General features: G+C 43.8%; 17 protein-coding genes and 1 rRNA gene. 3 read left to right on the forward strand and 15 right to left on the reverse strand.

The window, feature by feature from the left end; all coding sequences use genetic code 11:
* The 3 genes from AR335_RS21135 to AR335_RS21150 all read right to left on the reverse strand — a co-directional run.
* A 16S ribosomal RNA gene (locus AR335_RS21135) occupies positions 1–67 on the reverse strand; the annotation flags it as partial.
* 528 nt (positions 68–595) lie between these two features.
* Positions 596–2,035 (reverse strand): nicotinate phosphoribosyltransferase, encoded by a 1,440-nt coding sequence (locus tag AR335_RS21145; protein WP_062240006.1) that lies wholly within the window; start codon positions 2,033–2,035, stop codon positions 596–598.
* Between the two features lie 111 nt (positions 2,036–2,146).
* Positions 2,147–3,814, reverse strand: a complete 1,668-nt coding sequence (locus AR335_RS21150) for a transglutaminase domain-containing protein (RefSeq protein ID WP_062239836.1) — start codon at positions 3,812–3,814, stop codon at positions 2,147–2,149.
* Between the two features lie 284 nt (positions 3,815–4,098).
* Between AR335_RS21150 and AR335_RS21155 the strand changes: the two genes are divergently transcribed.
* The 3 genes from AR335_RS21155 to AR335_RS21165 all read left to right on the forward strand — a co-directional run bounded on the left by AR335_RS21155 (position 4,099) and on the right by AR335_RS21165 (position 5,549).
* A complete protein-coding gene (locus AR335_RS21155) occupies positions 4,099–4,917 on the forward strand; it encodes an EcsC family protein (protein WP_062239839.1) in 819 nt (272 codons plus the stop codon).
* Entirely contained in the window at positions 4,910–5,245 is a 336-nt protein-coding gene (locus AR335_RS21160; protein ID WP_062239843.1) for a DUF2085 domain-containing protein, read from the forward strand. The genes AR335_RS21155 and AR335_RS21160 overlap by 8 nt, the downstream gene beginning before the upstream one ends.
* Before the next feature lie 70 nt (positions 5,246–5,315).
* On the forward strand, positions 5,316–5,549 hold the full coding sequence (locus AR335_RS21165; RefSeq protein ID WP_053356023.1) for a hypothetical protein: 234 nt from the start codon (positions 5,316–5,318) through the stop codon (positions 5,547–5,549).
* 29 nt (positions 5,550–5,578) lie between these two features.
* Here AR335_RS21165 and AR335_RS21170 read toward each other — a convergent pair whose 3' ends face one another.
* From AR335_RS21170 to AR335_RS21225, 12 genes are all read right to left on the reverse strand, one after another.
* Positions 5,579–6,142 carry a DUF5381 family protein gene (locus AR335_RS21170; protein ID WP_062239846.1) on the reverse strand — a complete coding sequence of 188 codons (564 nt, stop codon included), beginning with the start codon at positions 6,140–6,142 and terminating at the stop codon, positions 5,579–5,581.
* A gap of 33 nt (positions 6,143–6,175) precedes the next feature.
* Positions 6,176–6,979 (reverse strand): hypothetical protein, encoded by an 804-nt coding sequence (locus tag AR335_RS21175; protein ID WP_062239849.1) that lies wholly within the window; start codon positions 6,977–6,979, stop codon positions 6,176–6,178.
* Positions 6,980–6,998: 19 nt separating this feature from the next.
* Complete coding sequence (locus AR335_RS21180; RefSeq protein ID WP_062239852.1) at positions 6,999–8,198, reverse strand: hypothetical protein; 1,200 nt, start codon at positions 8,196–8,198, stop codon at positions 6,999–7,001.
* A complete protein-coding gene (locus AR335_RS21185; RefSeq protein ID WP_062239855.1) occupies positions 8,195–8,512 on the reverse strand; it encodes a WXG100 family type VII secretion target in 318 nt (105 codons plus the stop codon). The genes AR335_RS21180 and AR335_RS21185 overlap by 4 nt, the downstream gene beginning before the upstream one ends.
* Before the next feature lie 69 nt (positions 8,513–8,581).
* Positions 8,582–11,239 (reverse strand): hypothetical protein, encoded by a 2,658-nt coding sequence (locus tag AR335_RS24565; protein ID WP_062239858.1) that lies wholly within the window; start codon positions 11,237–11,239, stop codon positions 8,582–8,584.
* A gap of 12 nt (positions 11,240–11,251) precedes the next feature.
* Positions 11,252–13,891: a tetratricopeptide repeat protein gene (locus AR335_RS21195; RefSeq protein WP_062239861.1), complete on the reverse strand. Its 2,640-nt coding sequence runs from the start codon at positions 13,889–13,891 to the stop codon at positions 11,252–11,254.
* A 499-nt stretch (positions 13,892–14,390) separates the two neighbouring features.
* Positions 14,391–14,663 (reverse strand): WXG100 family type VII secretion target, encoded by a 273-nt coding sequence (locus AR335_RS21200; protein WP_053356030.1) that lies wholly within the window; start codon positions 14,661–14,663, stop codon positions 14,391–14,393.
* A gap of 129 nt (positions 14,664–14,792) precedes the next feature.
* Positions 14,793–18,818, reverse strand: coding sequence for a type VII secretion protein EssC (gene essC, locus AR335_RS21205; protein ID WP_062239865.1), 4,026 nt, complete (start codon positions 18,816–18,818; stop codon positions 14,793–14,795).
* Between the two features lie 12 nt (positions 18,819–18,830).
* On the reverse strand, positions 18,831–19,193 hold the full coding sequence (locus AR335_RS21210; protein ID WP_062239868.1) for an EsaB/YukD family protein: 363 nt from the start codon (positions 19,191–19,193) through the stop codon (positions 18,831–18,833).
* A 15-nt stretch (positions 19,194–19,208) separates the two neighbouring features.
* Complete coding sequence (locus AR335_RS21215; RefSeq protein ID WP_062239871.1) at positions 19,209–20,006, reverse strand: PP2C family serine/threonine-protein phosphatase; 798 nt, start codon at positions 20,004–20,006, stop codon at positions 19,209–19,211.
* Between the two features lie 38 nt (positions 20,007–20,044).
* Entirely contained in the window at positions 20,045–20,812 is a 768-nt protein-coding gene (locus tag AR335_RS21220) for a vWA domain-containing protein (protein WP_062239875.1), read from the reverse strand.
* Positions 20,813–21,189: 377 nt separating this feature from the next.
* Positions 21,190–22,488 (reverse strand): NCS2 family permease, encoded by a 1,299-nt coding sequence (locus AR335_RS21225; protein ID WP_062239879.1) that lies wholly within the window; start codon positions 22,486–22,488, stop codon positions 21,190–21,192.
* Positions 22,489–22,561: the final 73 nt, after the last annotated feature.

Below are 22,561 nucleotides of genomic sequence, written 5' to 3' on the forward strand. Positions count from 1 at the left end.
GCTCGACTTGCATGTATTAGGCACGCCGCCAGCGTTCATCCTGAGCCAGGATCAAACTCTCCAATAAAGTGTTTGATATAGCTCTTAAAGTTTAAAAATTGATGGGATTGTAAAATCCCTGACTTACCTGGCTTTTGTTTGGTTTTCAAAGAACTGTTATTCCGTCGCGTCCGATCAGCGACAAGGAATATCTTATCAAGTTTTGCTTGCTAAGTCAACAACTTTTTTCAAACGTTTTTTCGAAGAAAATTATGTATCAAAAGCAGCAACGTTTATTACTATACCAGCGATTCTTAGAGTGGTCAACCTTTTTTAGAATAAAAAAACCAACTTATTTAAACAGCAGAAACCAACCGCTCCTGCAAGAACCCGTAATAAGGTTGAATTCCAATTGGTCCTAGGCTCCCAGGCCGTTTCCAACTCAGTTAAACTGTAGAAATTAAAGCGATGCCGACAAATGAATATCGATTGAACTTTCTTCCCAATTTCCTTCTTCCTTCTATTCTTATGTTCGACTCTCATTGAGCCGGTCTCCCTCAAACACCTCTAAAACAAAAAAGAACCTGGCAGACTTCTATCGCCCAGGTTCTTCGCTCTAATTTTTTGCAGCTTGTTTCAATAGTTCCATTTTGGTGGACCACACTTTTTTGCTCAGATCGACGAAATAGGTTTGCGGATTCAGCTTTCGCATGTGCTGTGGCCAGAACATTTTGATCTGGCTTTTATAATAAGATTTAATCTCTTGTACGGTTGGAAGTTCGTAAATCAGCTCTCCATCTTGGAAGACCGGCTTCAAGAGCTCCTCCGCTTGAAAACGATGGATGGTCTTATCTTTATAGGTCTCCACAGGATCAAACAGGTAGATATCTTTTTCGGGAAGCTTCTCTCCTACCATTGCAATGTAGTCTGCTTCCGCTTTTCCGGTATCTTCGTTCACAATCCGGTAGACGGTTTTAAAGCCCGGAGTTGTTACTTTTTCGACGTTTCCGGAGACTTTAATGGATGGAACGTATTCCCCATTGTTTTCACGGGCAACCAATTTGTATACTCCGCCCAACGCCGGCTGATCGGCAGCTGTAATGAGCTGTGTGCCGACACCCCATGAGGTAATCATGGCTCCTTGTCCTTTTAATTCGGAGATGACATCTTCATCAAGATCATTTGAGGCAACGATCATAGTGTCGTTTAACCCTGCTTCGTCCAGCATCTTTCTCGCCTGTATGGAGAGGTAGGCCAAGTCGCCGCTATCGAGTCTTATTCCTTTTAAGGTTTTTCCTTTATCTTTTAATTCAAGACCGATTTTTATCGCGTTCGGTAGACCGCTTTTCAGTGAATCGTATGTATCTACGAGAAGTGTGCTCTGATCCGGAAGGGCCTCGGCAAATTTTCTGAACGCATCCTCTTCACTCGCAAAGCTTTGGACCCAGGAATGGGCATGTGTCCCTTTTGTAGGAATGCCGAAGTATTTACCGGCAAGAAGGTTGGATGTTGCATCAAATCCTGCGATATAAGCCGCTCTTGCTCCCCAGATTGCAGCGTCTGCTTCCTGCGCTCTGCGCGTTCCGAATTCCATGAGATAGTCTTCAGGCGCCACTTGCTTGACGCGGGCGGCTTTTGTTGCGATTAATGTCTGGTAGTTCATGAAATTCAAAAGAGCTGTTTCAATTAAATGGGCTTCGAAAATTCTGGCTTCCACCCTGATTAAAGGTTCTTTCGGAAAAATAATCGTTCCTTCTTTAACAGAAGCAAGATTGCCTGTGAACCTGAAATTCCTGAGTTCCTCCAAGAAACCTTCTTCATATTGCTCTTCCTGCTCTCTGAGGTAATTGATGTCCTCTTCTGAAAACTTCAGATTTTGCAGATAATATGCGATTCGTTCAAGCCCGGCAAATACAGCATAGCCATTGCCAAACGGGTTTTTGCGATAAAATGCTTCACACACGCATTTTTTGTTCTGTGTTCCGTTTTTCCAATGAGCATACATCATATTAATCTGGTACTTGTCCGTATGTAATGTTAGATCTTCATGCCGCATCATCATTCTTCACACCTTTCTCACCTTATTTTCCCTTAACTCACAATTCCTACTCTACTTCTTCTGCCCAAATAAAGAAAGCCCGGAGAAACGGTTTCTCTGGGCTTTTGATTAATATTCTATACCAGATTTGGTATGTGTTTTCTTGAATTCGGATGGGGCGGGATCAAAGTATTTCATCGTGAAGTTTCTGATGAACTCATTGTTCTGCAGATACCCTGAACCCCACGTCGGATCCATCGTCAGCCAGCGTCCATCCACTCTCGTCTCTATCCATGCATGATCCTGGCCTGCATACCCTGTAGCGATTCGTGCTTCCATCCCTCCTGCGCGTAAAAGCGCGATTCCGAGATAGGAAAAATCCTGGCAGACGCCTTTTTTCTCATGCAGTGTTTTGATCGCACTGTCATCGAAGGCGAATGACCGCTGATTCAGCTTTTGTACATCATAGCGGACATTCTTTGCTACATACTTATATACGGCCAGCGCTTTTTCTTTATCGTTTGCCTTGCCCTTCATCAGCTTTTCAAAAAGACGCCTGATCTCAGAATCATCAGACTGAATGCCTCTTGACGGAAGACGATAGCGCCCATCATTCGGATTCGTGTTCTCTACATTAAAATGAGCCACTCCTGTAAAATGCTGAACATTCGTGTTAGCCGACGTAATTTCTGGAGCGAAAACATTTACCTCATATCTTCCTGGCCCAAAACGAAGATAAAACTTTCCGTTAAATTTGTAATTCACTACAGGAATGGCATACATCGCTTCCAAACTTCCCTTTTTCGTCTGGACAAAGACGGTATCCGTATCCTTGGCATACTGGGCGTTAGGCTTGATCCTACCCTTGACCTCATAATCAAGATCTGTTTTTCCCCCGCTTACTGTCGGGGATTCCAGTGTATAGCCGCGTTCGCTGTATTCTTTAGAAAATTCGATCGGCTGAGATGTATGGCCTGACGTGTTATCCACCTGCAGTTCAGCGGCCTGGTTGTAATAATTGGCCATGTTCTCTGCCGGCGTCATGATCTTAAGTGTATGAACCCCTTTTCCAAAATACAGCGGAAGACTGCTTTTGAACCTGCCGTTTTCAAGTGGAACCATGACCTTGGTCACCTGGGGTCCTTTTGACACTTCAATCATGAGGTCTTTCGCTTTTTTATCACCGATCGATCCGCTCAAATCAACCTTTCCGTCCCTTTTCATATAGCCTTCTACTGTGGAATCCAATTTTAGGTCCTGCTTGTAAGCGTTTTGTGTATAGAGAACGTCTCTCTTCACTGCCGGATTGACATTGGTTACTTCCATTTCAGTAAGATCGTAATAATAATCCTTGCTCTCATCACTCGGCAGGCTGACCTTCACCTTGTAGGTTCCTTTTCCGTCGAAGAGCTGGACCTTTTGCTTGTATTTGCCTCCCTTGATCGGAGACAGATATTTAAAATCGGGGCTGCCGCCTTTTTCACTATGCACCGTGATCAGTGCATAATTCGATTTTAAGTGTATTGTATTTTTTATATTCCCTGAAACAATAAAGGCAGAGTTCACACTGAATTTTTTATACTTCGGGCTGGTAAGGGTTGCTCCAACCTTTCTGCTGTACCCGCTAAGCTGCACATGTTCCAAGTCTGTTTTCTCATTATTCTTCTCCGCCGCTGCCGAATACCGGTTCCCTGTTACACCCTCATCCAGCTTTGGATCAGCTGTGTTTAACAGGCTGCAGCCCGGCACAGTTATCAGCAAAAACGGAAGAATTAAAATGAGGAGTATTTCCCTCATCGTGTTCACTCCTTAATTACGCTCTTATTTTGCGATATTTTTATTTTACGCCATTCAACCAGCTATCCAAAGCGATTTTCCTTATCGGACTGCACAATTTTAAAAAAAGACAATCTTTCCTACTACTTTATCGCTGTAGTTCCTTGGATATGACACTATCATGATTGCCATCCGTTTCCAAAACTAATTCATGCCTTTACGTGAAACCCTCCAATGTACTATGACGTATACTTAGGAAAATACTATAATGGTTATATTAACCACTGATGAATTTGGGAGTGAGCATGATAGAAACACGGGATTATCTTACAAAAGAACTTACGATGGTTGAGAAGTGGGAAAAGGATCAAAAGGATCTCTGGTTCTGGGAGAAACTCGGGCGTATTCCGTTCATGCTCCTGGATAAGATCACACCGAAATTTCTGCAGGATAAAATGCTGCAGATTGTGGACGAGATCGGCAGCTATGTTCACAACGGAGGCAAATATTTAGTCAGTGAGAAGTCGATTCTGAAAAAAATGAAAGAATACGAGGAACTGCAAGAAGATTTTACAGCTGCAGAGATCGGCAAGCTGCCTCTTGCGTCAATGGACAAGACAGCTTCTTATTTTAAAAGCTCCCGCACCAGGATGGCGACCGTCCAAGGCGCAACAACTGGTATCGGCGGGCTGTTCACACTTGGAATTGACATCCCTCTTGTCCTTGGTTTGTCACTGAAAACTCTGCAGGAAATTGCCATCTCCTATGGGTATGATCCTAACGAAAAAGAAGAGCGGATCTTCATCATTAAATGCCTGCAGTTCGCCTCTTCTGACTATGTAGGGAAACGTGCCATTCTTGAAGAACTCTCTATGACCGATGCGGAGCGTGACCGCCAGGCGATCTCTCAGCTGCAAGGCTGGCGTGAAGTGATCGCTACTTACCGCGACAATTTCGGATGGAAGAAACTTTTTCAAATGGTGCCTGTTGCGGGAATTATCTTTGGGGCCTTCATCAATAAGTCCACCATAGATGAGGTTGCGGAAACTGGAATGATGCTTTATCGGAAGCGGAGGATTTTAGAGCGGCTTCACCTGCTGGATGAGGAACCCTTAAATGAGTAAGGGGGAGCTTTTATCGATTATCCCCTGCCACCGCAGACATGAACGCAGCTTAAAAATAAAAGGAAAACCGATGGCACTTTGCGCAAGGTGCACCGCAATCTATGGTTCCTATCTGCTGCTTCCTTTTCTTTACTTTGTTCCGCAAGTACATAATCTTTTATTCGCTCTGCTTCTTCAGCTTCCGATGCTGATTGACGGCTTCACCCAAAAATGGAAATGGCGCGAGAGCAACAATACGTTAAGAGTTATTACAGGTTTATTGAGCGGCATCGGCCAGTGCATGATGATTTGGTTTGCTGCGGATTTAATTATTAAGTTGTTGAGTTAGTATTCATAGATAAGCGCTTTTATTAAAATGATGTTATTGAAATACTTGTATGAAATAGGGAGCGATACATATGTTTATAGCGTTAACAATGTCTATTTTCAGCCAACTTATTGCAAGCTTTAATCTTTTAGCTGCAGGCAACCTAGTTGCAGGGACAACGCTGCTAGGGTCAAGTACAGCTTTTAGTGCAGGGACTGTGTACCTTTATCAGAAAAAAAATAAGAATAAAAAAGAATCACAGGGAAGTGGAAGTTCACGTATAAAAGATGATCTTTGCTTTCAACCCGATTGTGACTGTTGTTAAGGAAAACCAGCCATGAAAATCATGGCTGGTTATTTATTAATAGTCTTTTCACTGGTATCAGGGACTTTTTGTTTCCCTTTACTTTTTACAAATTCTACCCATGCTTGATTACAAGATGAACTTACATGAGGTATTACTTTACTTTCTAAGACCTCGATTACTACATCATCAGGTATCATATTGTATGTGGGTATATACGAATATTTTTTATTTTTTTGTTGTATGACCACTTCTTGAAAAACCATCCCCGTAAATCTTTTGTGATGCCATCCAAAGAAAATTTCTTCTATATCAGTAAACGGAATTACTTTTCCTTTCCTATCGATAATAGCTTCAGATTTTATTTCAAATAATATAGGGTTTTTGGATATTGTTAGGAAAAAAATTTTAATTAAACATCCTCCAAAAAACAAAATACCAATTATGGATGCCGCATATCCAAAAGCCATACTTAAGCCACTATCATTTGAAGTCAGCCACAACGCCAGAAAAGAACCTGCAAACATGATGATACCAGGAATAATTAAACAGCCTGCACTCATATTAGTAAATCTAACTTGAGTTCCTTGATCTGTCTCAGTTAAAAATTTCATTTAAGTTTCTCCTATTCGTTTCGCGAATATTCTTTAGACAGTTTCTTTAAAAATCTCTAGGCGTTCTTTAAAATAACTTTCTAACAACTTCTTATTACATTCACTAACGATGTATACATCCTCAGATTTATTAATAAACCAAGTTTTTTCAATTCCTGGAACAAAAAATAGGATGTGTTCTAATTGGGGCTCCTTTTTTTCATTAAATGCTAACAGCATGATACTGTTCATTTTACCTTTAGTTGCAATTAAATCTCTGGTGAAATCTTCAGTTAATGTAGGGTTGTATGCAAATTGTCTGAGGAATGACTGAAGTTGCATTGGGTTTTCTTCAGCGTAAGTTAACATATTTTCAAAAGCCGTTTGCTGTAAACTAATTTTAAGTTCAGATGTTTCATCTTGTTTCTTATCTTTTATATTCATGTAATCTGCAGCCACATTAGTAAGTTCTGAACCGCTTATCTCAGTTATTTGATGCACTTGTCCTTCATATAACATGTTGTGTTGATATACACCATTTTCAGAGATATGCAATGATATGGAATCTTGCTTTCCGTTTTCAATAAATTTTGAGATTTTAAGTGAATGATTAGAGTAATTTAAAGACTTAATAATTAAACTAATGTCAGATGTTAAAACATATCTATGGTTTTCCAATTTATAATTCAAGAAATTTTTGGCTAATAGTGACCTGCATGATGCCTGAAGGATTAATTCAAATTGTTCATCATCCATATCTGGAAAATAAGTCTGTTTAAGTCCCATTCCTTGTTCAAATAATCCTTCGCTATAAAAACAATAAATTAATTCTTCAATACTTAACGAAATTGATTTCATTTTTTCCTCCTACTTCTATTCACCATGAGAATGATAGTTTGCCAGACAAAAAGTCTTTCCCGCTTTTTAATAATGAGCCTGCTGTTTCTTCCACCTTATTTAACCCGCTGCCTGCTGCTTTTAATGCATCCCCGGCTGTGTTTATCACTGAATTAATGGGTTTTTTAAATGCTAAAGCTGCATCTTCTGCTATTCCCGCTGTAAAAGGAGCAATCTTTTCTCCTACTTTGGAACCTATATATCCACCTATCGCAGCCCCTGCAACAGTTCCAACAGGGCCAAATACACTTCCTACAGCCCCGCCTGCTATTCCTCCAAGAGCAGATGCACCGCCAACTACAATCGTATTATTTACTGCATTTCCTACCGCTTTTGCATTCTCACGTTCCAGAACTGCTTGATTATTACCGTATTTTTTATAATTATCCACTATATTAAAACCAAGCCCCACTGCCTCAGACCCCGCTGTTACAAGAACCGCTGTTACAGCATTAGCCTTTGCAAAACCTTTGCTGGCATGCAGTAAGTCTCCTGCACCATTCTTCACGGCACCCCATGCACCTTTTAAATCTTCAGCGCCAGCTACAGTATCTTTCATCTTTTTCACACCGTTAGTGAAATCGGTAATATCATCCGGGAAAAATTTCGTATACTTCTTATACAATAATTCTTTAAGGGATTTATCTTTATATTTCCATAAAGCATTTGGTTTGGTTAAAAGCATTCTCGCAGCATTTCTAAATTTTGAACGATCTAATGAATCCAGTAAATCTGCGACGAGAGGATTATATCTAACCACCCATTTTCCACCTTCTTTAACAAAACTGGTCAATCCTGCCAAATGAAAAAGAGCGGCATAAGCAGGACTTATTCTTGCTTGAGCTAAACCAGTCAATGTCGCGTGCCACGAGAACAGCTTGTTGAAAAGACTATCTTCCTCTTCAAACTTCTCAGCCGTATTTCTTGAATAGATTTCCGCTTCAGATATCTCATCTTTCAATTGTCCCACCAGATACTTGGACTGGGCATGATGCATGAATGCCCCCTGCATGGCAGTGTAGTACTCGGGTGAATAATGAGGTCCTTGAGACAAGGAATTTACCACATCAGACATTTTCTTATTCAAATCGTTCATGATCTTTTCCAGATTCATAATCTCTTTAACCATATCATCTGACATCTTATAGAGTTTGTCCGGCTGTATGGATATTTTCGTCATCTTGGGCCCCCTTTCTGAAGTTCCAGCAGTTTAAGCTGCTGTAAGCGTTCCTTTTCCAATAGATCATGCAGAATCTGTTCACAGCGCAGAGCCGCTTTGTTCAACTCGCTGCTCGTTTCCATAAATTCTGTGACCACCGAATTAAAAGCCTTGGTTGCATCCTGATACTTGCTGTTAAATTTTTCTTTTCGGTTTCCCGTCCACGTTCCCCCATTGAATTCCAGGGTTCCTTTCAATCTGGATTCACATTCTCTTACTAATCCTGCTGCCTGGCTATAGGCTTGAGCCATCTCACGAATTTTTCCAGAATCCATATATACTTCACCCGCCATTTCTTTTTATTCTAAAATCAGCAGGCAACTGCGCTGCCTGCTGATTAGGTTTTATACTTGTTCAGATGTCTCTGGCTCTCTTGTTTCTGTTTGAGGAGCTTCGGTTTGTGGTGTTTCAGCTTTCGGTGCTTCTTTTTGAACCTCATGATCCTCGGCTTGTGGCTTCGTTCCTTCTTTTTGAGGCTCAGTGTGCTTCTGCTGCTTTTCTTGTGGAGCGTCGTCTCGTTTAACTGCCGGAGCTGAATTCTTTTTCAGTTCATTGATGGCGTCTCTCGCTTCATCACGCGTGCCTTTGCTGACATGCTTAGTCACAAGCAACGTTTGGTAGTATCTGACTGCTATTTTAAGATCATCTTCATTACCATTAGCCTTCAAGTCATTGGCATGGTTTAGCAGGAGCTGGGCTTGGTATTGAAGTTCTGGATTAACTTTGTCAGACATCCATTCACTATCAGCAGCTTTATCAAGGTAATATACAGTTTTCTCACGGTCGCCATCTGCTTTTTCACGCATGCCTTTTTGGAAGTTATCGATCGCTTCCTGTCTTTCAATCGCCATAGCTGCTTCATTTTTCGGCATACCGGAAGCACTTGCAATCATTCGGTAGACTTTTAATAGATCATTATAGCGATCGTAATAATCTCCAGAAGTATGTTGGGCAAATAGAGCTCTTGCGGCGTCGCGGAGTGTATCCTCGTTTTGTCCTTTATTGTACATCTGGTTGGATTCACTCGCATAGAAGATCGCGTCATTGTAGTTTTTGCCTGATAGCAGGTCTGCCGCTTTTCTTGAATACGCAAAGGCTTTCTTTCGGTTGAAAGCCGTTGCTTTGTCGGCTTCATTCACTCTAGGCGTTGTGCTCAGCAATTCATAAACGCTTTCTTCTTTTTTCATATCTGCTAATTTATATTTTTCAGCAGAAGAAAGGAGTTGGCCGGCAATCTCGTTCAGTTTTCCGGTAGAAGCACTGTTTTCCCAGCTCTGAACAGATTCAGAAGCAAGGATGACTGCTTCATTTAAATCGTTAGTAGCCGCTTTAATCGCCTGGTGCATTAAGAAATAAGCGTCTAAATGGGCTGCTGCCTTCTGATCGACATCATCAGAAACCCCTGTTTCTTCGGTCAGGATCTGATAGTTGTTGATGATCTCTTGTTTGTTTGCTGTATAAGCATCCTGTGCACTTGCAAGTTCGTCTGTTTCTTTTAATAGCGCCTCGCTGGCTTTATCTACAACCAGCTTAAAGCCGCCGAGCGGGAGGTCTGTACCGACATAATCCCCGCCCTGTTCAACAACTTGAGCGTATTTTTTCTTATCCAATAGTTGTTTAAGAGCCTCAAGTTCATGGCCTGCTGGCAGCGGTTCATACTGCCCTGGCTCTCTTGTTCCAGCTTCTGCTCTTTCCTGCTCTACTTTGCTTGCTACAATTCCAGCTTTTAAGTCTTTAGCGCTTTGGCTGTATGTCGGAGAGTACTGAGCGAGCATCTGGTATTTATTTAGAGCCGCTGCGATGTTGGTCGCTTGCTCCTGATGTGCAGCTTCCATTAATACTTTGTCTGCTTCGCTGTATTCGTTCGGATTCAAATCTTCTTTCGGATGCTGATCATTGTATTTTCCAATGTAATAGATAACTTGCTGTGCCTTTTCGGCATCAAGCGTTTGAGGCTGATCTCCATTACCATCACCATGGTTTTCAGGATCAGCCGGCTTGCTGAGGTAAATAGCAATCTCCTGCTCTGCAAACTTGGAATAAAGATCGGCTCTGATTTCGTCCTGAAGTTTTTTCAGATCTTTATTTTCAAAACCAAGTGATGTGATCATCTGAAGGTTGGACAAGCTGTCAGACGTCATCATTTGCTCTTGATATGCTTTTGTTTTTGCATCTGTTGCAGCTTCCACAACCATCTTGATCAAGTCATCATATTTTTCACTGTCGGGTTTAATTTCTTTTTGCCCGTAGTACATGACATTGTAAAAATCATCGTTGCCGCTGTAGCTGTCTAAACGCTCGTATAAAGATTCCGGAACGACAAGCGCTACATCCGGGAACTGGCTGCCAGGGTCTTCTCCGCCCGGATCACCAGGGTTGTCTGGATCCCCTGGATTTCCTGGATCAGTACCTCCACCAGGGTTATCTGTTCCCGGGTCTGTTCCCGGGTCTGTCCCCGGGTCTGTACCTGGGTCCGTGCCTGGATCTGTACCTGGATCTGTGCCTGGATCATCCGTTCCAGGATCAATGACCGGTGGAAGAGTTCCATCATCAACCGGCGGGGTGATTACCGGATCGGTTGGAATTGCAGGCGGTATAGGTGTTTCAATGACCACTTTATCCGAGTCTACAATTAATTGAGCAATTGGATTTTTAGGATCAGATGCGTCTACGAGATACACTGGATTCTCGGTGTCGTCACTGAGTACAAAGCCATCACTGTTATTGCTGTTAGGAGACAGATCTTCGCCTTTACTATCTGGTTTGTTGTTCCGGTCATCTTTGACTTGGTTATCGTCCGTGTTTAGACGGATATCTTTACTTGCCTTGCTTGTATTACCTGGTTTTTTAGCTATTTCTGAACTTGCTGTCTCAGAAGTTTGGTCCGCTTGCCAATAATACGTTCCTGTACCGGCAAGTGCCACAAGCAATGCCGCAGATGATGTCAGCATTACCTTTTTGGCTTTGGGGCTGAAAAAACTTTCATTTTCCTTTTCTGCCATGGTTGTCCCTCCCTAAATCAAAACCTTTTTCACTTTCATTTCTTTAATACGTTCTTTTGCAAGATTCACATCAGTGGGGTCTTCATTGATCTGGATGACCTTTTTAAGCAGCGGTAAAGCCTTCTTGTAATTTTTTTCTTTAATCTGGAACATTCCATAAACGAAGTAGGCATGTCCGTAGACCGGGTTCTGCTTAATCACTTTTTTATACGTTGCTTCAGCTTTTGCCTTATCTCCAACTTTTTCATATAAAATCCCTGTATTCAGTATCGTGTTTCTCTCTTGAATTCCTAAATCAGTTACTTGATTGTAAGCATTTAATGCTTCTTTATATAAATTTTGGCTTTTCGCCTTTTGCTTTTTATCTTCAGCAAACAATCCATATTCATAGTAAAGCTGGCCGCTCAGATTTAAATAATCGATATTCGTGTAATCTTCACGCAGCAGACTGTTCGCTAACGATATGGCGTTCTCGTAAGTTTTGGTCTTTGTTGAGTCGTCGGTTTGATTGGTTTTATTGTTGTTGATATACGCCTCAATCAGTTTCTTAATATATTTTTTATTGGCTGGGTCAAGATCAACCGACTCCTCAAACGAATCAACAGCTTCCGTACCCTTACCTTGCCTCTTGTAAAGGTCCCCTTTTAAGTAGGCGACAAAGGCTTTCGATTTGTTATCCTTGCCTTGCAGCTGCTCTACCAGTGTATTGGCCTTTTTTAACTGGTTGATGGAAGCATAGCTGATGACAAGATCCCTGATTGCGTCCTGATGATACTTATTCTTTTTGTCTTTGTAGGCCGCTTCATAATAAGGAATGGCCTCATTGTAATTCGTCTCTATAAAATAAGCCCGGCCCATAAGATAATTGGCTTCTGTATTTTTGGGTGAAAGCTCTTTTTTCAATTTCAAATCACTGAGATACTGAATGGCCTGCTGATTTTGTCCCTGGCTGATATAAATCGTCGCCATCTTCGTATAAAGATCCTCGGTTGGCTTCTTATCGATCGCTTTTTGGATATACTGCTCGGCCTCGCTGTACCTTCTCTGTGAAAAAGCTTCGGTTCCTAGCTTTATGTAATCGTGCCACTTTTTCTCTTGAGAAGCCTGGTACATATAATAAAGTCCGATTCCGAGGCAAACGGCTGTTACCGTCCCCGCCATCCATTTCCAATTATTGAAAAAGAACTGCTGAACATTGAATTTCGGGCGCTCCGCCTGTCGCGTCTCAAGCGGCTCGGCAAGGGCTGCGGCTGTCGCCTTTTCTTGTTCTTCCGCGATCTGCTTCAGCTTTTCTGCTGTTGATTGCTGTTCCGCTTCCGCCCTGATCTGATTTTGAAGCTCCTCGATTATGATGGACAGCTCTTCTTTGGTTGTAAAATCCACCGAAGGAAGCTGGCTACATCGGGTATAAAAGATAAGTGCGGTATTCCAATCCTGGAGCTTTTCAAAATGCTGGGCAGCTTCGAGATAATGTGCGGGAATCAGCTCGGGACGACCGTTTTCTTCGTCCTCATTCAGCAGCATCTGCAGCTCTTCCACAACAGCCTTCTGTTCCGGAAACTGATTCATGATGAATTGATACTCACTGTGCGCGGCTCTTTTGTTGCCAAGCCCTTCGAAAGCCGCGGCAATCCGAAGCAGTGTATCAAGGCTCATCGTCCCAAGCGGAACAGATGGTTTCTTTGAGGCCATATACTTCTCATGGCTTATGATGACAAAGTTCCTGACATGTTCAGGGAAAAGTTCAAACCACTCAGAAAACGTCGGGCAGTCTTCAAGGCTGTTGCTTTTCCATGCCTGTTTAAATAGCTTGGCCGCTTGTTCACCAAGCGTTTCCTGAAGAGCATCAAGCAATTTTTTGTACCGTTCCGTTTCCTTCTGCATCTCATCGGTATCAAAATAACTGAAGTCATCCGCCTTAAGACTGCAAACTTCTTCCTGATGCCAGGACGCCATTTCTGCCAGGAGCACAGCTCCTGCAAAACGGTCCGCATCCTTTGACCAGACCCCGTCTTTTACATAGTTTGCTGCATAGCCTGGTGACCCGCCCGGCAGCGCTTTCGGTTCGCTCAGTTCCGGTGCGTAAAGCTCTTCTATATCGATCAGTTCAATGGCGGCAAAGTTAGGCCTTGCATTCTCTTGCAGAAATGGAAGGATGACATTGCTCGAAGATAGATCACAGTGGGCGATGCCCGCTTCTTCCAGCTCTTTCAGAAGGAATGCCAGCATACAGGAGATGCGGAGACAGGTTTCTTTTGAAAGTGTCTGCTCTCCCATCAAGATGTCCGCCCATGTAGGACCATCGATCCATGGCATGATCAGGGAATACTCCAGATCATCATACTGCCCTATGAGTCTCGCATGCTCACCTTCCTCAATGACAGAGCGCAGACAGGCAGACAGCCCATAAAACGAAGAATAGTTCTTCAACTGTTCGGAAAGATTGACCTGATTTTTGTTCTTGAACCTTTCCCTGAATACCTTCAGTGCGGCTTTATTTCTCGTGTTGTCCTCTTTAATCTGATAGACAGTCCCCTGCCGTCCCTCCTGCCCGTAAGGAATATCTATCCCCTGTACGGCAGGGTGCTTAGGAAACGTATATCTCCTTTTAAACAGGCGTATGCTTTCTCTGACTTCTGGCTGAAAACTCATAATGCTAAAACCCCTATCCATGCAACCATTAGGCTAAATAATTGCCAATATAATACATTCTCTTTTTTCGACAATATTAAACCATAAATCTAGTACTATATGTATTATTTTACAAAAAACGTTTACAAAAATATACAATACTTTCTTAACTTACTAGCTGGTTCTGCACAATGCAAATCCTAACAAAAGGAAAAAACAAAAGCTGTAATTAGCATAGCAAACCTTGCAAGCAAGCCGTTCCACTTATACACAAAAAATCGCAATAAACAATGATCGTAAAAACATTCTCGGCAGAGCTTTCAAACAATCGTTTAATTCCTGAGAAACTGAAGATAAAGAGTACGTTATATACCGAATTGGAAGCGAGTATAAGCACTAAAAAAAATAAAAGTCCAAACACATGACCATCTGCTGCCTGCCAAATTGGAATCACCCAAAACAAAAGACCAGCCAAAGGAATTGACTAGTCTTTCTTGTTTGCTTGAAATCAATAGATTCCTTATTGTGCGTCGACTGTGCGGAAACGAGTTGCGATTTGACGAAGCTCTTGGTCGATGTTGTCAAGTAACTGCACATAAGCCTCCATGTGGCGGCGGGATTGTTCGAATTGGTCGAAGAAGCGTTTTTTCGTTGCTCCATCCCATTTACCTTCAAGTGATTGAAGTGCTTGGTAAAGCTGTTGTGTTTGAGTGCGGCTGTTTTCAGATCCAGTTCTAAATTTCGATGCAATTCCTTCTAGTTCTTCTGGTGTTACGAGAATTCTTACTGACATTCATTTCATCTCCCTTTTTTCCATTATGAGGCAAATATACAATACATTTACCCAGTTAGATACATCTTAAATCCATTTTCATCCTTTTTTCCTAGCATAATTGGTAACAATTTACCTATATATAGTAAGCTACGCTTCAAAAACATGGTTCTTTTCACGGACTAAAGTCTCCCATTCATTTCGTTCTTCAAGCGTAATAAAAGGAAGAGCGGCTTTAATCTTCGTATGTTTTCCTTTGATGATGTAGCCGTCCCCTGCTGGAAGCTCTTTATCTGTTTCCGTATGAGGCAGGCGCATATTAAAGAAATAAAGATCATTGCTCAATGTAGAACCCAGCAGGAATCCGGCAAACTTTTTCTTGATGTTCATGAACCAGCCATCATGCATATAGCTGTTCATGCTTGTAATCGAACCTGCCAGCATAAAGTGGATGTTCTTCTGGCGTGCCTCTCTCGTCAGCTTCTCAAGCTGGTCTTTGATCTCAAAATCCATATTCATCTGCTGCATAAAGTTTTCCGCATCATCGATCATGATGACAACAGGAGGATAGGAATTTTCTTCTTGCCCGTTCCCCCATCCGAAGGAGAGGCTGTCGCTTTTTCTTTCCTCCATCTTGGCAGAAATCTCGCTGAACAGCTCTTTTGCCTGCATGAAATCTGCTGCATAGCCCTTCACATGAGGAAAGGCCGCCATGCTCATGATGCCTTTCGTCTGCGGCTCCATCTCGATTAAATAGAGATCAAGCTGATCGGCAGGGTTTTGGTACATCAGCGATAAGGCCAGCGTTTGGAGAAGCGACGTTTTCCCGGATTCCACACGGCCCGTGACAAACACATGGTCTGCATCATCCAGATCGAGCGACTGGATGTCCAAATCCTCTACATCAATACCATACGGCAGCAGTTTCGAAATTGCCGTCGGAAACTCGTCCAGCAGCTGGTTTAAGGAAATTTCGCGAGGAAGCATCTGAATTGGTTTTGCCCGTTCTCCTTTCGCCTCGTCCGCCATCTTTCCGGAAATCTCCCGGATAAAGGATACCTTTTCAAGCTCACTCCCTCCGTTATAAGGAAGCATCCCCTGAAAGATATGGGGCGGATTGTGTCCCTTCACAAACCCGCGGCCTTCCGGCAAGTTGGCCGCAGCAAAATTCGGCCGTCCAACAGCATAGTAGTAATCGGTATGGTCAGCCAGTTCAAAAGAGACCATGGAGGCGAAGTTGCTTCTATAGCGCTCGTACATGTCGTTCGTCTGGTTTGCCGTAGCGAACGTAAGGATGCCGTAAGTCGCCCCCTCACGAAGGATCGTTTCCAGCTTCTCATTCTCAAATTCAAACGTTGACCGGAACCGGTGATATCCGTCAATCACGAGCAGCAGGACAGGCAGGGATTTTTTTGTGATGCTGCGGTACGTTTCGAGCGAGCTTACCCCTTCATTGGAGAATAGCTCTTTCCGCTTCGCCAGTTCTTTCAGGAAATAACGGAACAGCCGCTGCAATTTTTCCGTATCTTCTTCATGTACGACCCCGCCAACTTGCGGAAAACGGGCAAAGTCTTTCAACTGCCGGCTAAAGTCCACGATGTACGTATGCAGATCGCGTGGACCATGCTGATAGAACAAGGAAAGAAGTGTGGACTGCAGGAACGTCGTTTTCCCGGATCCAGGCATCCCGAATGCCATCAGGTGTCCTTCCTTCAGATCCAGCTCCAATGGATACTGAGCTTGATTGCCCACATCATCAATGATGCCGACTTTCGGCTCCATCCACTTTTCCCTCGATTCCCAAGCACCGGAAGTCCAATTCTCGGTTTCTATCAAATCGGAGATCGGAAGACTTTCAGGCAGCGGCTGCAGCCAAGGACCCGGCAGCGGATGAACATTGTTCTTCTCCGCTTCTTCCTTCATATGCCGGATTAGCACTTGAATCTGCTTTTCTGCGGTCTTGCCTTCTGTCTTGATTCTTTTTTGCACTTCATCAGTTCCATCGAGCTTCACTTCGGAAATGGTGGCAATATTGGCCTCTTCCTCGTTCTCAGGATGATACCCTGCCCCGCTCCAAGCGGATTGGAAGTATTCCAGTACTTCGTTGTTGCCGACCTGGAAATAGGCCCGTCCAGGAACGTTGATGCTCGCAGCGTTTGGAATCTTGATCATTTCGCGGCTGTCGTTATCATCCTGTACCCGCAGACAGATGCGGAAACGGGAGTTACTCCAGATCTTCTCATCCACTACTCCGGCTGGTTTCTGTGTAGCGAGCAGAAGATGGACGCCAAGCGTACGCCCGATCGCGGCGATCGAAATCAGCTCATCCATGAATTCTGGCTGATCTTTTTTCAGCTGGGCAAACTCATCAATGATGATGAACAAGTGAGGCAGCGGTTCTTTTGTCTTCCACTCGGATCGGAAGTATTCATCAATATGCTGAATGTTGCCCGCCCGGTTAAACAGCTTCTGGCGCCTCTCCAGCTCAGCTCGCAGCGAGACCTTCGCCCGGTTGATCAGGTTAGGATCCTCCAAGTTTGTAATGGTTGCCACGACATGCGGCAGTCCTTGGAACGTATTGGACATTCCGCCGCCTTTATAATCGATGAGCATGAACGCCATATCATGCGGGTGGTAAGTGGCCGCAAGAGAAAGAATCATCGACTGGATGACTTCACTTTTTCCTGAACCGGTCGTGCCTGCCATCAGACCATGCGGACCATGGCCTTTCTTTTCAATCTTATCGTGGATGTTCAAATAGACCGGTTTGCGGCCTTCTCTTACTCCAATCGCGACAGGAAGCGTAGTCGGATAGCGGTTTTGGCTCCACTTGGACACAACATCCAGTTCTTCTACTTTTTTCACGCCGTACATATCCAAAAACGGCAGAACCTTGGGGATTACTCCTGCAGAGGACTGCTTCACCCTTAGCGGTGCAATCATACGTGACATCGTTTTTGCCTCGGTCAGCGTAAAGTGGTCGATCGCTATTTTTTCAGAGCCAGTAAAGTAAACCACTTCATCCTGGTCATTGGAGAACGTTTCATACAATTGAGCCACACCGTCTCTCACTTCAACGATCAGTTCGCACTCCATCGGCAGTGCTTCTTTCGTCGGAGCAAGCAGAATGGCGGATGCGCCGATCGAATCTCCCTGTTTTAAAATGAGCGGCAAGAGGGAATCATCCTCCAGCAGAGAAAGGCTTGGCAGGAAAAAGACATATTCAGGAATATGAACAACGTCATCATCTTTTCCATCATTTTCAAGCTTTCTGATGTTGAGGCTGCTGTACAGCCTTTCAAACAGTTTCTGTGTCATCAGCTTTCCTTCAGCTACATACCGCCTTTCCCGGTCCTCATCCCAAACGTGAGGCAGCCATTTCATCCAGCTCCACTGTTCGCTTTCGATTTCAGGATAGGCACTGACAAGCTTCACTTCTTCCGGAGATTGGTGGGTGACAAGCTGAAGAGCCAGTACGCGGGCCATCTCCAGGATATCCGCACGCTCCCCGACCAGTCCGACCACACGCTTTTCCTGAAGCGGGATCGAAACCGGGACATTCTGCAGCTCACGGTATTCGGTCTGCAATTTTTGCGCTTCCGCAATGAGCGGATTCACATCATAACCATCCTGTGCCGGTACTTCAATCTCCATTTTAAACGGACGAGAACCGAGGCCGAGGCGCAAGTCCATAAAGTCTTCAGAATTATAGGCTCGTTCCCATAACGAACTCTTTCGGTCTGCAATCCGGCGTACACAGTCCTGAGGATTCGGATCTTTTTCCCGAAGAAAACGGGACTGCCTGTTCTTCAGGTCTTCAATTTCTCCATGATGCTTCTTAATCTGTTCGTAATACTCATTGTGCAGCTGCTCCACTTCAAGCTTGTATGCTTTCTTCTTTTTGAAAAAAAGAATGATCGTCGCAATATAGGAGCCGAGCATCGGAATACTCATCGCCATCATAAAAATGGCATAGCTCGCACTGTTGTACATCGTTTTTGAAATATAGTACATGATTCCTACGGTTGCGAGCGTCAGAAAGATTGGAATGATCATGGACTCGAATGAAAATTTCGGCTCTGCCGGTTCACCTTTTGGACGGTGAACGACCATCCTTCCTGAAGGCATCACGAGCTTTAACCGCGGAGATCGTTTAAAATACGGCGACTTCCTCATCTCGTTCCCTCCTTAATCGATAATTTTCCATGCATAATCCATACTGGTCTGTTCCTCGGGCTGATCGTCTTCCGTGTAATCATCACTGGCCATAAAGTCATCTTCTTTTGGGAGTGATGACTGCGGCTCTTTGCTGAACCGTAAAAAAGAACCGTCCCAAACCCCAGCATCAGCCAGCGATTTCTTTTTCTCCAAACGGAACCAGTTTTTTTGATTAAAGGAATATTCAAGGTCATAGGGCTCTTCTCCCCATCCCATCGCATGCCCTGCCCATTCGTGAAGCGCTTCGGCAATTTTTTTGCTTTCGAGATGGTTGGGCAGGCGCAAATCTTTTTCACTGTCATTATGTATAAAGGAAACAATAATCTCTTCCATTGATTCTCTTCCTTTCTACCAGGCGATGTCTAAAAAAGACAAGTCATCACTTAGCGGAGATTGGAGCGATTTTTTCACAAGGATTTGCAGCTGATCCGTTGATGGCAGCTGCTTCAAGCCGTCAATCGCTGAAAACCCATCAGAATAAACCGCGATCCGGCGTACTTCGCCGAATGCTTGCCCCGTTACGGTATGAATGTCTCCGCCGATAAGCCCGTCCTTTGTTGACCATCGTTTTTTTGTTTCGGGTTGTATTTTGCCATCAGACGTTACTTCCCCTGAGGAGTTCCAGACTCTTAATCGTATATCTCCTGAAGACGCAAGAAACATGCCGGCTTGGCTGGTCATCTCATCTGCCATGTCGATCCGGCCGCAGATGAACATCGTTTCGCTGCCTTTTGTCCGTTTTTCCTCGAGCACTTCTCTTAAAATAGGCGGCATGAAATTCGGCAGACGATGTTTTCTGATCGTCTCTGTCCCTTCCACTGTCAGCTCTGTCAGATATGAGGCGAGTTTCTCTTTAACGCCGGCTTCATCCCTATACTCATCAGCTGGAAGCTCCCCTAGCCACTGAATAAGCTTTTCAGATAAAAAGCGAGCGGCAAGATCCCCGCAAAAGGACAGACTTACCCCATCGCAGACTGCAAAAACGAGGCTTCGATCTTTCACTTCAAACGCTAAAAAATCCTGTCCTGAATCATCAGCTTCCTGTGTCTCACTGGACCTTGCATAACCGTAACGGATAGAAAAAGGATCCCGGTAAACAGACGATACCGGAGTTTCTTTCTTTTGATCACTATAATACGTATACATGGATTCACCTCAGGGTTTATGGAAATTTTAAATGTATATTAACGGACCGGTGTGGAGGCAGACATCTGAAATCCGAGAGAAACCAGGTCAGCATTCGTGCCCGGCAGCATCATCAGCGCTCCGGGTTCAATTTTATAGCCAGTTTCAATCATCATTTCCCGATAGCTCTCCGGCAAAGGACTGGAAAGGCGTTTCAGCTTGTTGCCATAGTCTTCATCGAGCACCGTTTCATACATGATACCCGGCCACTTTTTGGAGTTCTCAATGGGCTTGGATAAAATTTCGTCGGAGATAAAAATATTCTCGACGAGCACTTTTCCGTCTGGCACTGATAGGTTCATGATTCTTTGGACGATTGGCTCAGGATCTTCCCCCGTATAAGCTCCGTCAGTCATGTGGCATATTAATGGAGCAGGACAGTCCTGCATCTTTTCCAATTCCTGCAGGAGAATTTTTTCTGCAGCAGCAAAAGCCTTGGCTGTGTTGGTCAGCCGCTGGGTTTGGATATTATCAAGCGGCTTCATTCTGGCAAGCTCATCAATGCCTTTTATTCCGCCCAATACATCAAAGACATTGTCACTGTAGGCTAAAATTGAAACCTTATAGCGCGGGCTAAGCCTGCTGCCTTTAGTTGAACGGAACACCATCTGCCGGATCGCGGAGTTCAGTGCGCTCGTTACCACATCGATCCTTCTTTTTTCCTGTCCGTTCCCGGCGTCCATCATCTGGTTCATGGACGCGCTGATATCGAGCAGGTACATGATGTACGCTGGTGTTTGCTGTGTTGCTTGAAGACGATAATCCATGTTTTATTCGACCCCTATAGTTTAATAGTTTCAATTAATTACCCTTATTGTAAGGAAAAATAATGGAAAAGTGTAGATAAGTTCGTGATTCTGTCATACTACGAGACTATTTCCCTATTTTTTACGTTTTTATACTATATATCCCAGATGATTTTTGAACAAGGGTCTTCAGTTCTGTTTAATCGAACATTTACTTGCGGATTTGCCGCTTTTACTTGCGGTTCGACACGCTTTACTTGCGAAAACGAATCAGTTACTTGCGATTCGACACGATTTACTTGCAGAAACAGGATCTTTACTTGCAAAACACATCATTTTCACACAAAAAAAAAAAACGCCCAGACAGGTACACTGTCTGAGCGCCTCGTTTATATTTCCTACTCCACCAAGAAAGCAAAGTAACAGATAAAGATCAAGAACAATACATACATGATCGGATGAATTTCTTTTCCTCGTCCTTTAACAAGCATCGTTACAGGATACATAACGAATCCTAGCGCGATCCCTGTGGCAATGCTGTACGTAAGCGGCATTGCGATAATCGTTAAGAATGCTGGAACCGCGATTTCAAGCTTGCTCCATTCAATCTTGCCAAGAACCCCAACCATGAGGACACCGACAACGATCAATGCCGGAGCGGTTACTGCAGGTGTTACAACCACCAATAACGGTGAGAAGAATAATGCCAGCAATAAGAACAAACCTGTAACAACCGATGTAAATCCTGTACGTCCGCCAGCAGCAACACCGGATGCTGATTCAATATATGCAGTTGTTGAAGATGTACCCAGAGTCGCACCGACAACAATCGCAGAAGAATCTGCCAATAAAGCTCGTCCTGCACGTGGAAGCTTGTTGTCTTTCATAATTCCAGCCTGGCTTGCAACCGCCATGATCGTACCGGCTGTATCAAAGAAATCAACGAAGAAGAACGTTAATACAACTACAATTAAATGCGGTGTAAATATTTTATCGAAATTAGTGAAAGCTTCGCCGAATGTTGGAGCAAGGCTTGGCACCTTACCAACGATTTGATGAGGGGCATCGATCAATCCAAAGATCATACCGACAACAGCGGTAATGACCATACCATAGAAGATTCCGCCTTTTACTCCGCGGACGACCATTAGAATGGTTACGATAAATCCGAAGATGGCAAGCAATGTATCAGGCTTCGTCAAGTGTCCCAATCCTACGAATGTTGCTTCATTGGCAACAACGATTCCTGCACTTTTTAATCCGATAAAGGCAATGAACAAACCGATTCCGCAGGCTGTTGCGTATTTCAGTTCTACCGGGATCGCGTTAATGATGGTTTCACGAATTTTAAAAACAGTAATCGCAATAAAGATAAGTCCAGATAACAAAACACCAGAAAGCGCCGTCTGCCAAGGAATTCCCATGCCAAGCACGACCGAGAATGTAAAGAACGCATTCAATCCCATCCCGGGTGCAAGAGCGATCGGGTATTTGGCTACAAGGCCCATAAACAGTGTACCATAAGCCGCTGCGAGCGCTGTTGCCGTAAACACGGCTCCTTTATCCATCCCCGTCTGACCAAGGATCGAAGGGTTAACGAAGAGGATGTAAGCCATGGCCAGGAACGTGGTCAGTCCGGCAATAAATTCTTTTCGGTAGGTTGTACCATGTTCATCAAAGTTAAAGTAGTTCTTCATCATAATCCCCCTGATTATCTAGTATGGAAAAACAAAAAAGCTCAAGGTCTCTCTACCTTGAGCTAACATACAA

The organism is Fictibacillus sp. FJAT-27399 (assembly GCF_001510655.1).
GTDB lineage: Bacteria > Bacillota > Bacilli > Bacillales > Fictibacillaceae > Fictibacillus_C > Fictibacillus_C marinisediminis.

Excerpts from the sequence above, each read along its gene's own strand:
- AR335_RS21175 (WP_062239849.1), bottom strand. The coding sequence starts at position 6,979 with ATGAAATCAATTTCGTTAAGTATTGAAGAATTAATTTATTGTTTTTAT.
- AR335_RS21195 (WP_062239861.1), bottom strand. The coding sequence starts at position 13,891 with ATGAGTTTTCAGCCAGAAGTCAGAGAAAGCATACGCCTGTTTAAAAGG.
- AR335_RS21150 (WP_062239836.1), bottom strand. The coding sequence starts at position 3,814 with ATGAGGGAAATACTCCTCATTTTAATTCTTCCGTTTTTGCTGATAACT.
- AR335_RS21145 (WP_062240006.1), bottom strand. The coding sequence starts at position 2,035 with ATGCGGCATGAAGATCTAACATTACATACGGACAAGTACCAGATTAAT.
- AR335_RS21210 (WP_062239868.1), bottom strand. The coding sequence starts at position 19,193 with ATGGAAGAGATTATTGTTTCCTTTATACATAATGACAGTGAAAAAGAT.
- AR335_RS21215 (WP_062239871.1), bottom strand. The coding sequence starts at position 20,006 with ATGTATACGTATTATAGTGATCAAAAGAAAGAAACTCCGGTATCGTCT.
- AR335_RS21155 (WP_062239839.1), top strand. The coding sequence starts at position 4,099 with ATGATAGAAACACGGGATTATCTTACAAAAGAACTTACGATGGTTGAG.
- AR335_RS21180 (WP_062239852.1), bottom strand. The coding sequence starts at position 8,198 with ATGACGAAAATATCCATACAGCCGGACAAACTCTATAAGATGTCAGAT.
- AR335_RS21170 (WP_062239846.1), bottom strand. The coding sequence starts at position 6,142 with ATGAAATTTTTAACTGAGACAGATCAAGGAACTCAAGTTAGATTTACT.
- AR335_RS21165 (WP_053356023.1), top strand. The coding sequence starts at position 5,316 with ATGTTTATAGCGTTAACAATGTCTATTTTCAGCCAACTTATTGCAAGC.
- AR335_RS21220 (WP_062239875.1), bottom strand. The coding sequence starts at position 20,812 with ATGGATTATCGTCTTCAAGCAACACAGCAAACACCAGCGTACATCATG.
- AR335_RS21185 (WP_062239855.1), bottom strand. The coding sequence starts at position 8,512 with ATGGATTCTGGAAAAATTCGTGAGATGGCTCAAGCCTATAGCCAGGCA.
- AR335_RS21160 (WP_062239843.1), top strand. The coding sequence starts at position 4,910 with ATGAGTAAGGGGGAGCTTTTATCGATTATCCCCTGCCACCGCAGACAT.
- AR335_RS24565 (WP_062239858.1), bottom strand. The coding sequence starts at position 11,239 with ATGGCAGAAAAGGAAAATGAAAGTTTTTTCAGCCCCAAAGCCAAAAAG.
- AR335_RS21225 (WP_062239879.1), bottom strand. The coding sequence starts at position 22,488 with ATGAAGAACTACTTTAACTTTGATGAACATGGTACAACCTACCGAAAA.
- essC (WP_062239865.1), bottom strand. The coding sequence starts at position 18,818 with ATGAGGAAGTCGCCGTATTTTAAACGATCTCCGCGGTTAAAGCTCGTG.
- AR335_RS21200 (WP_053356030.1), bottom strand. The coding sequence starts at position 14,663 with ATGTCAGTAAGAATTCTCGTAACACCAGAAGAACTAGAAGGAATTGCA.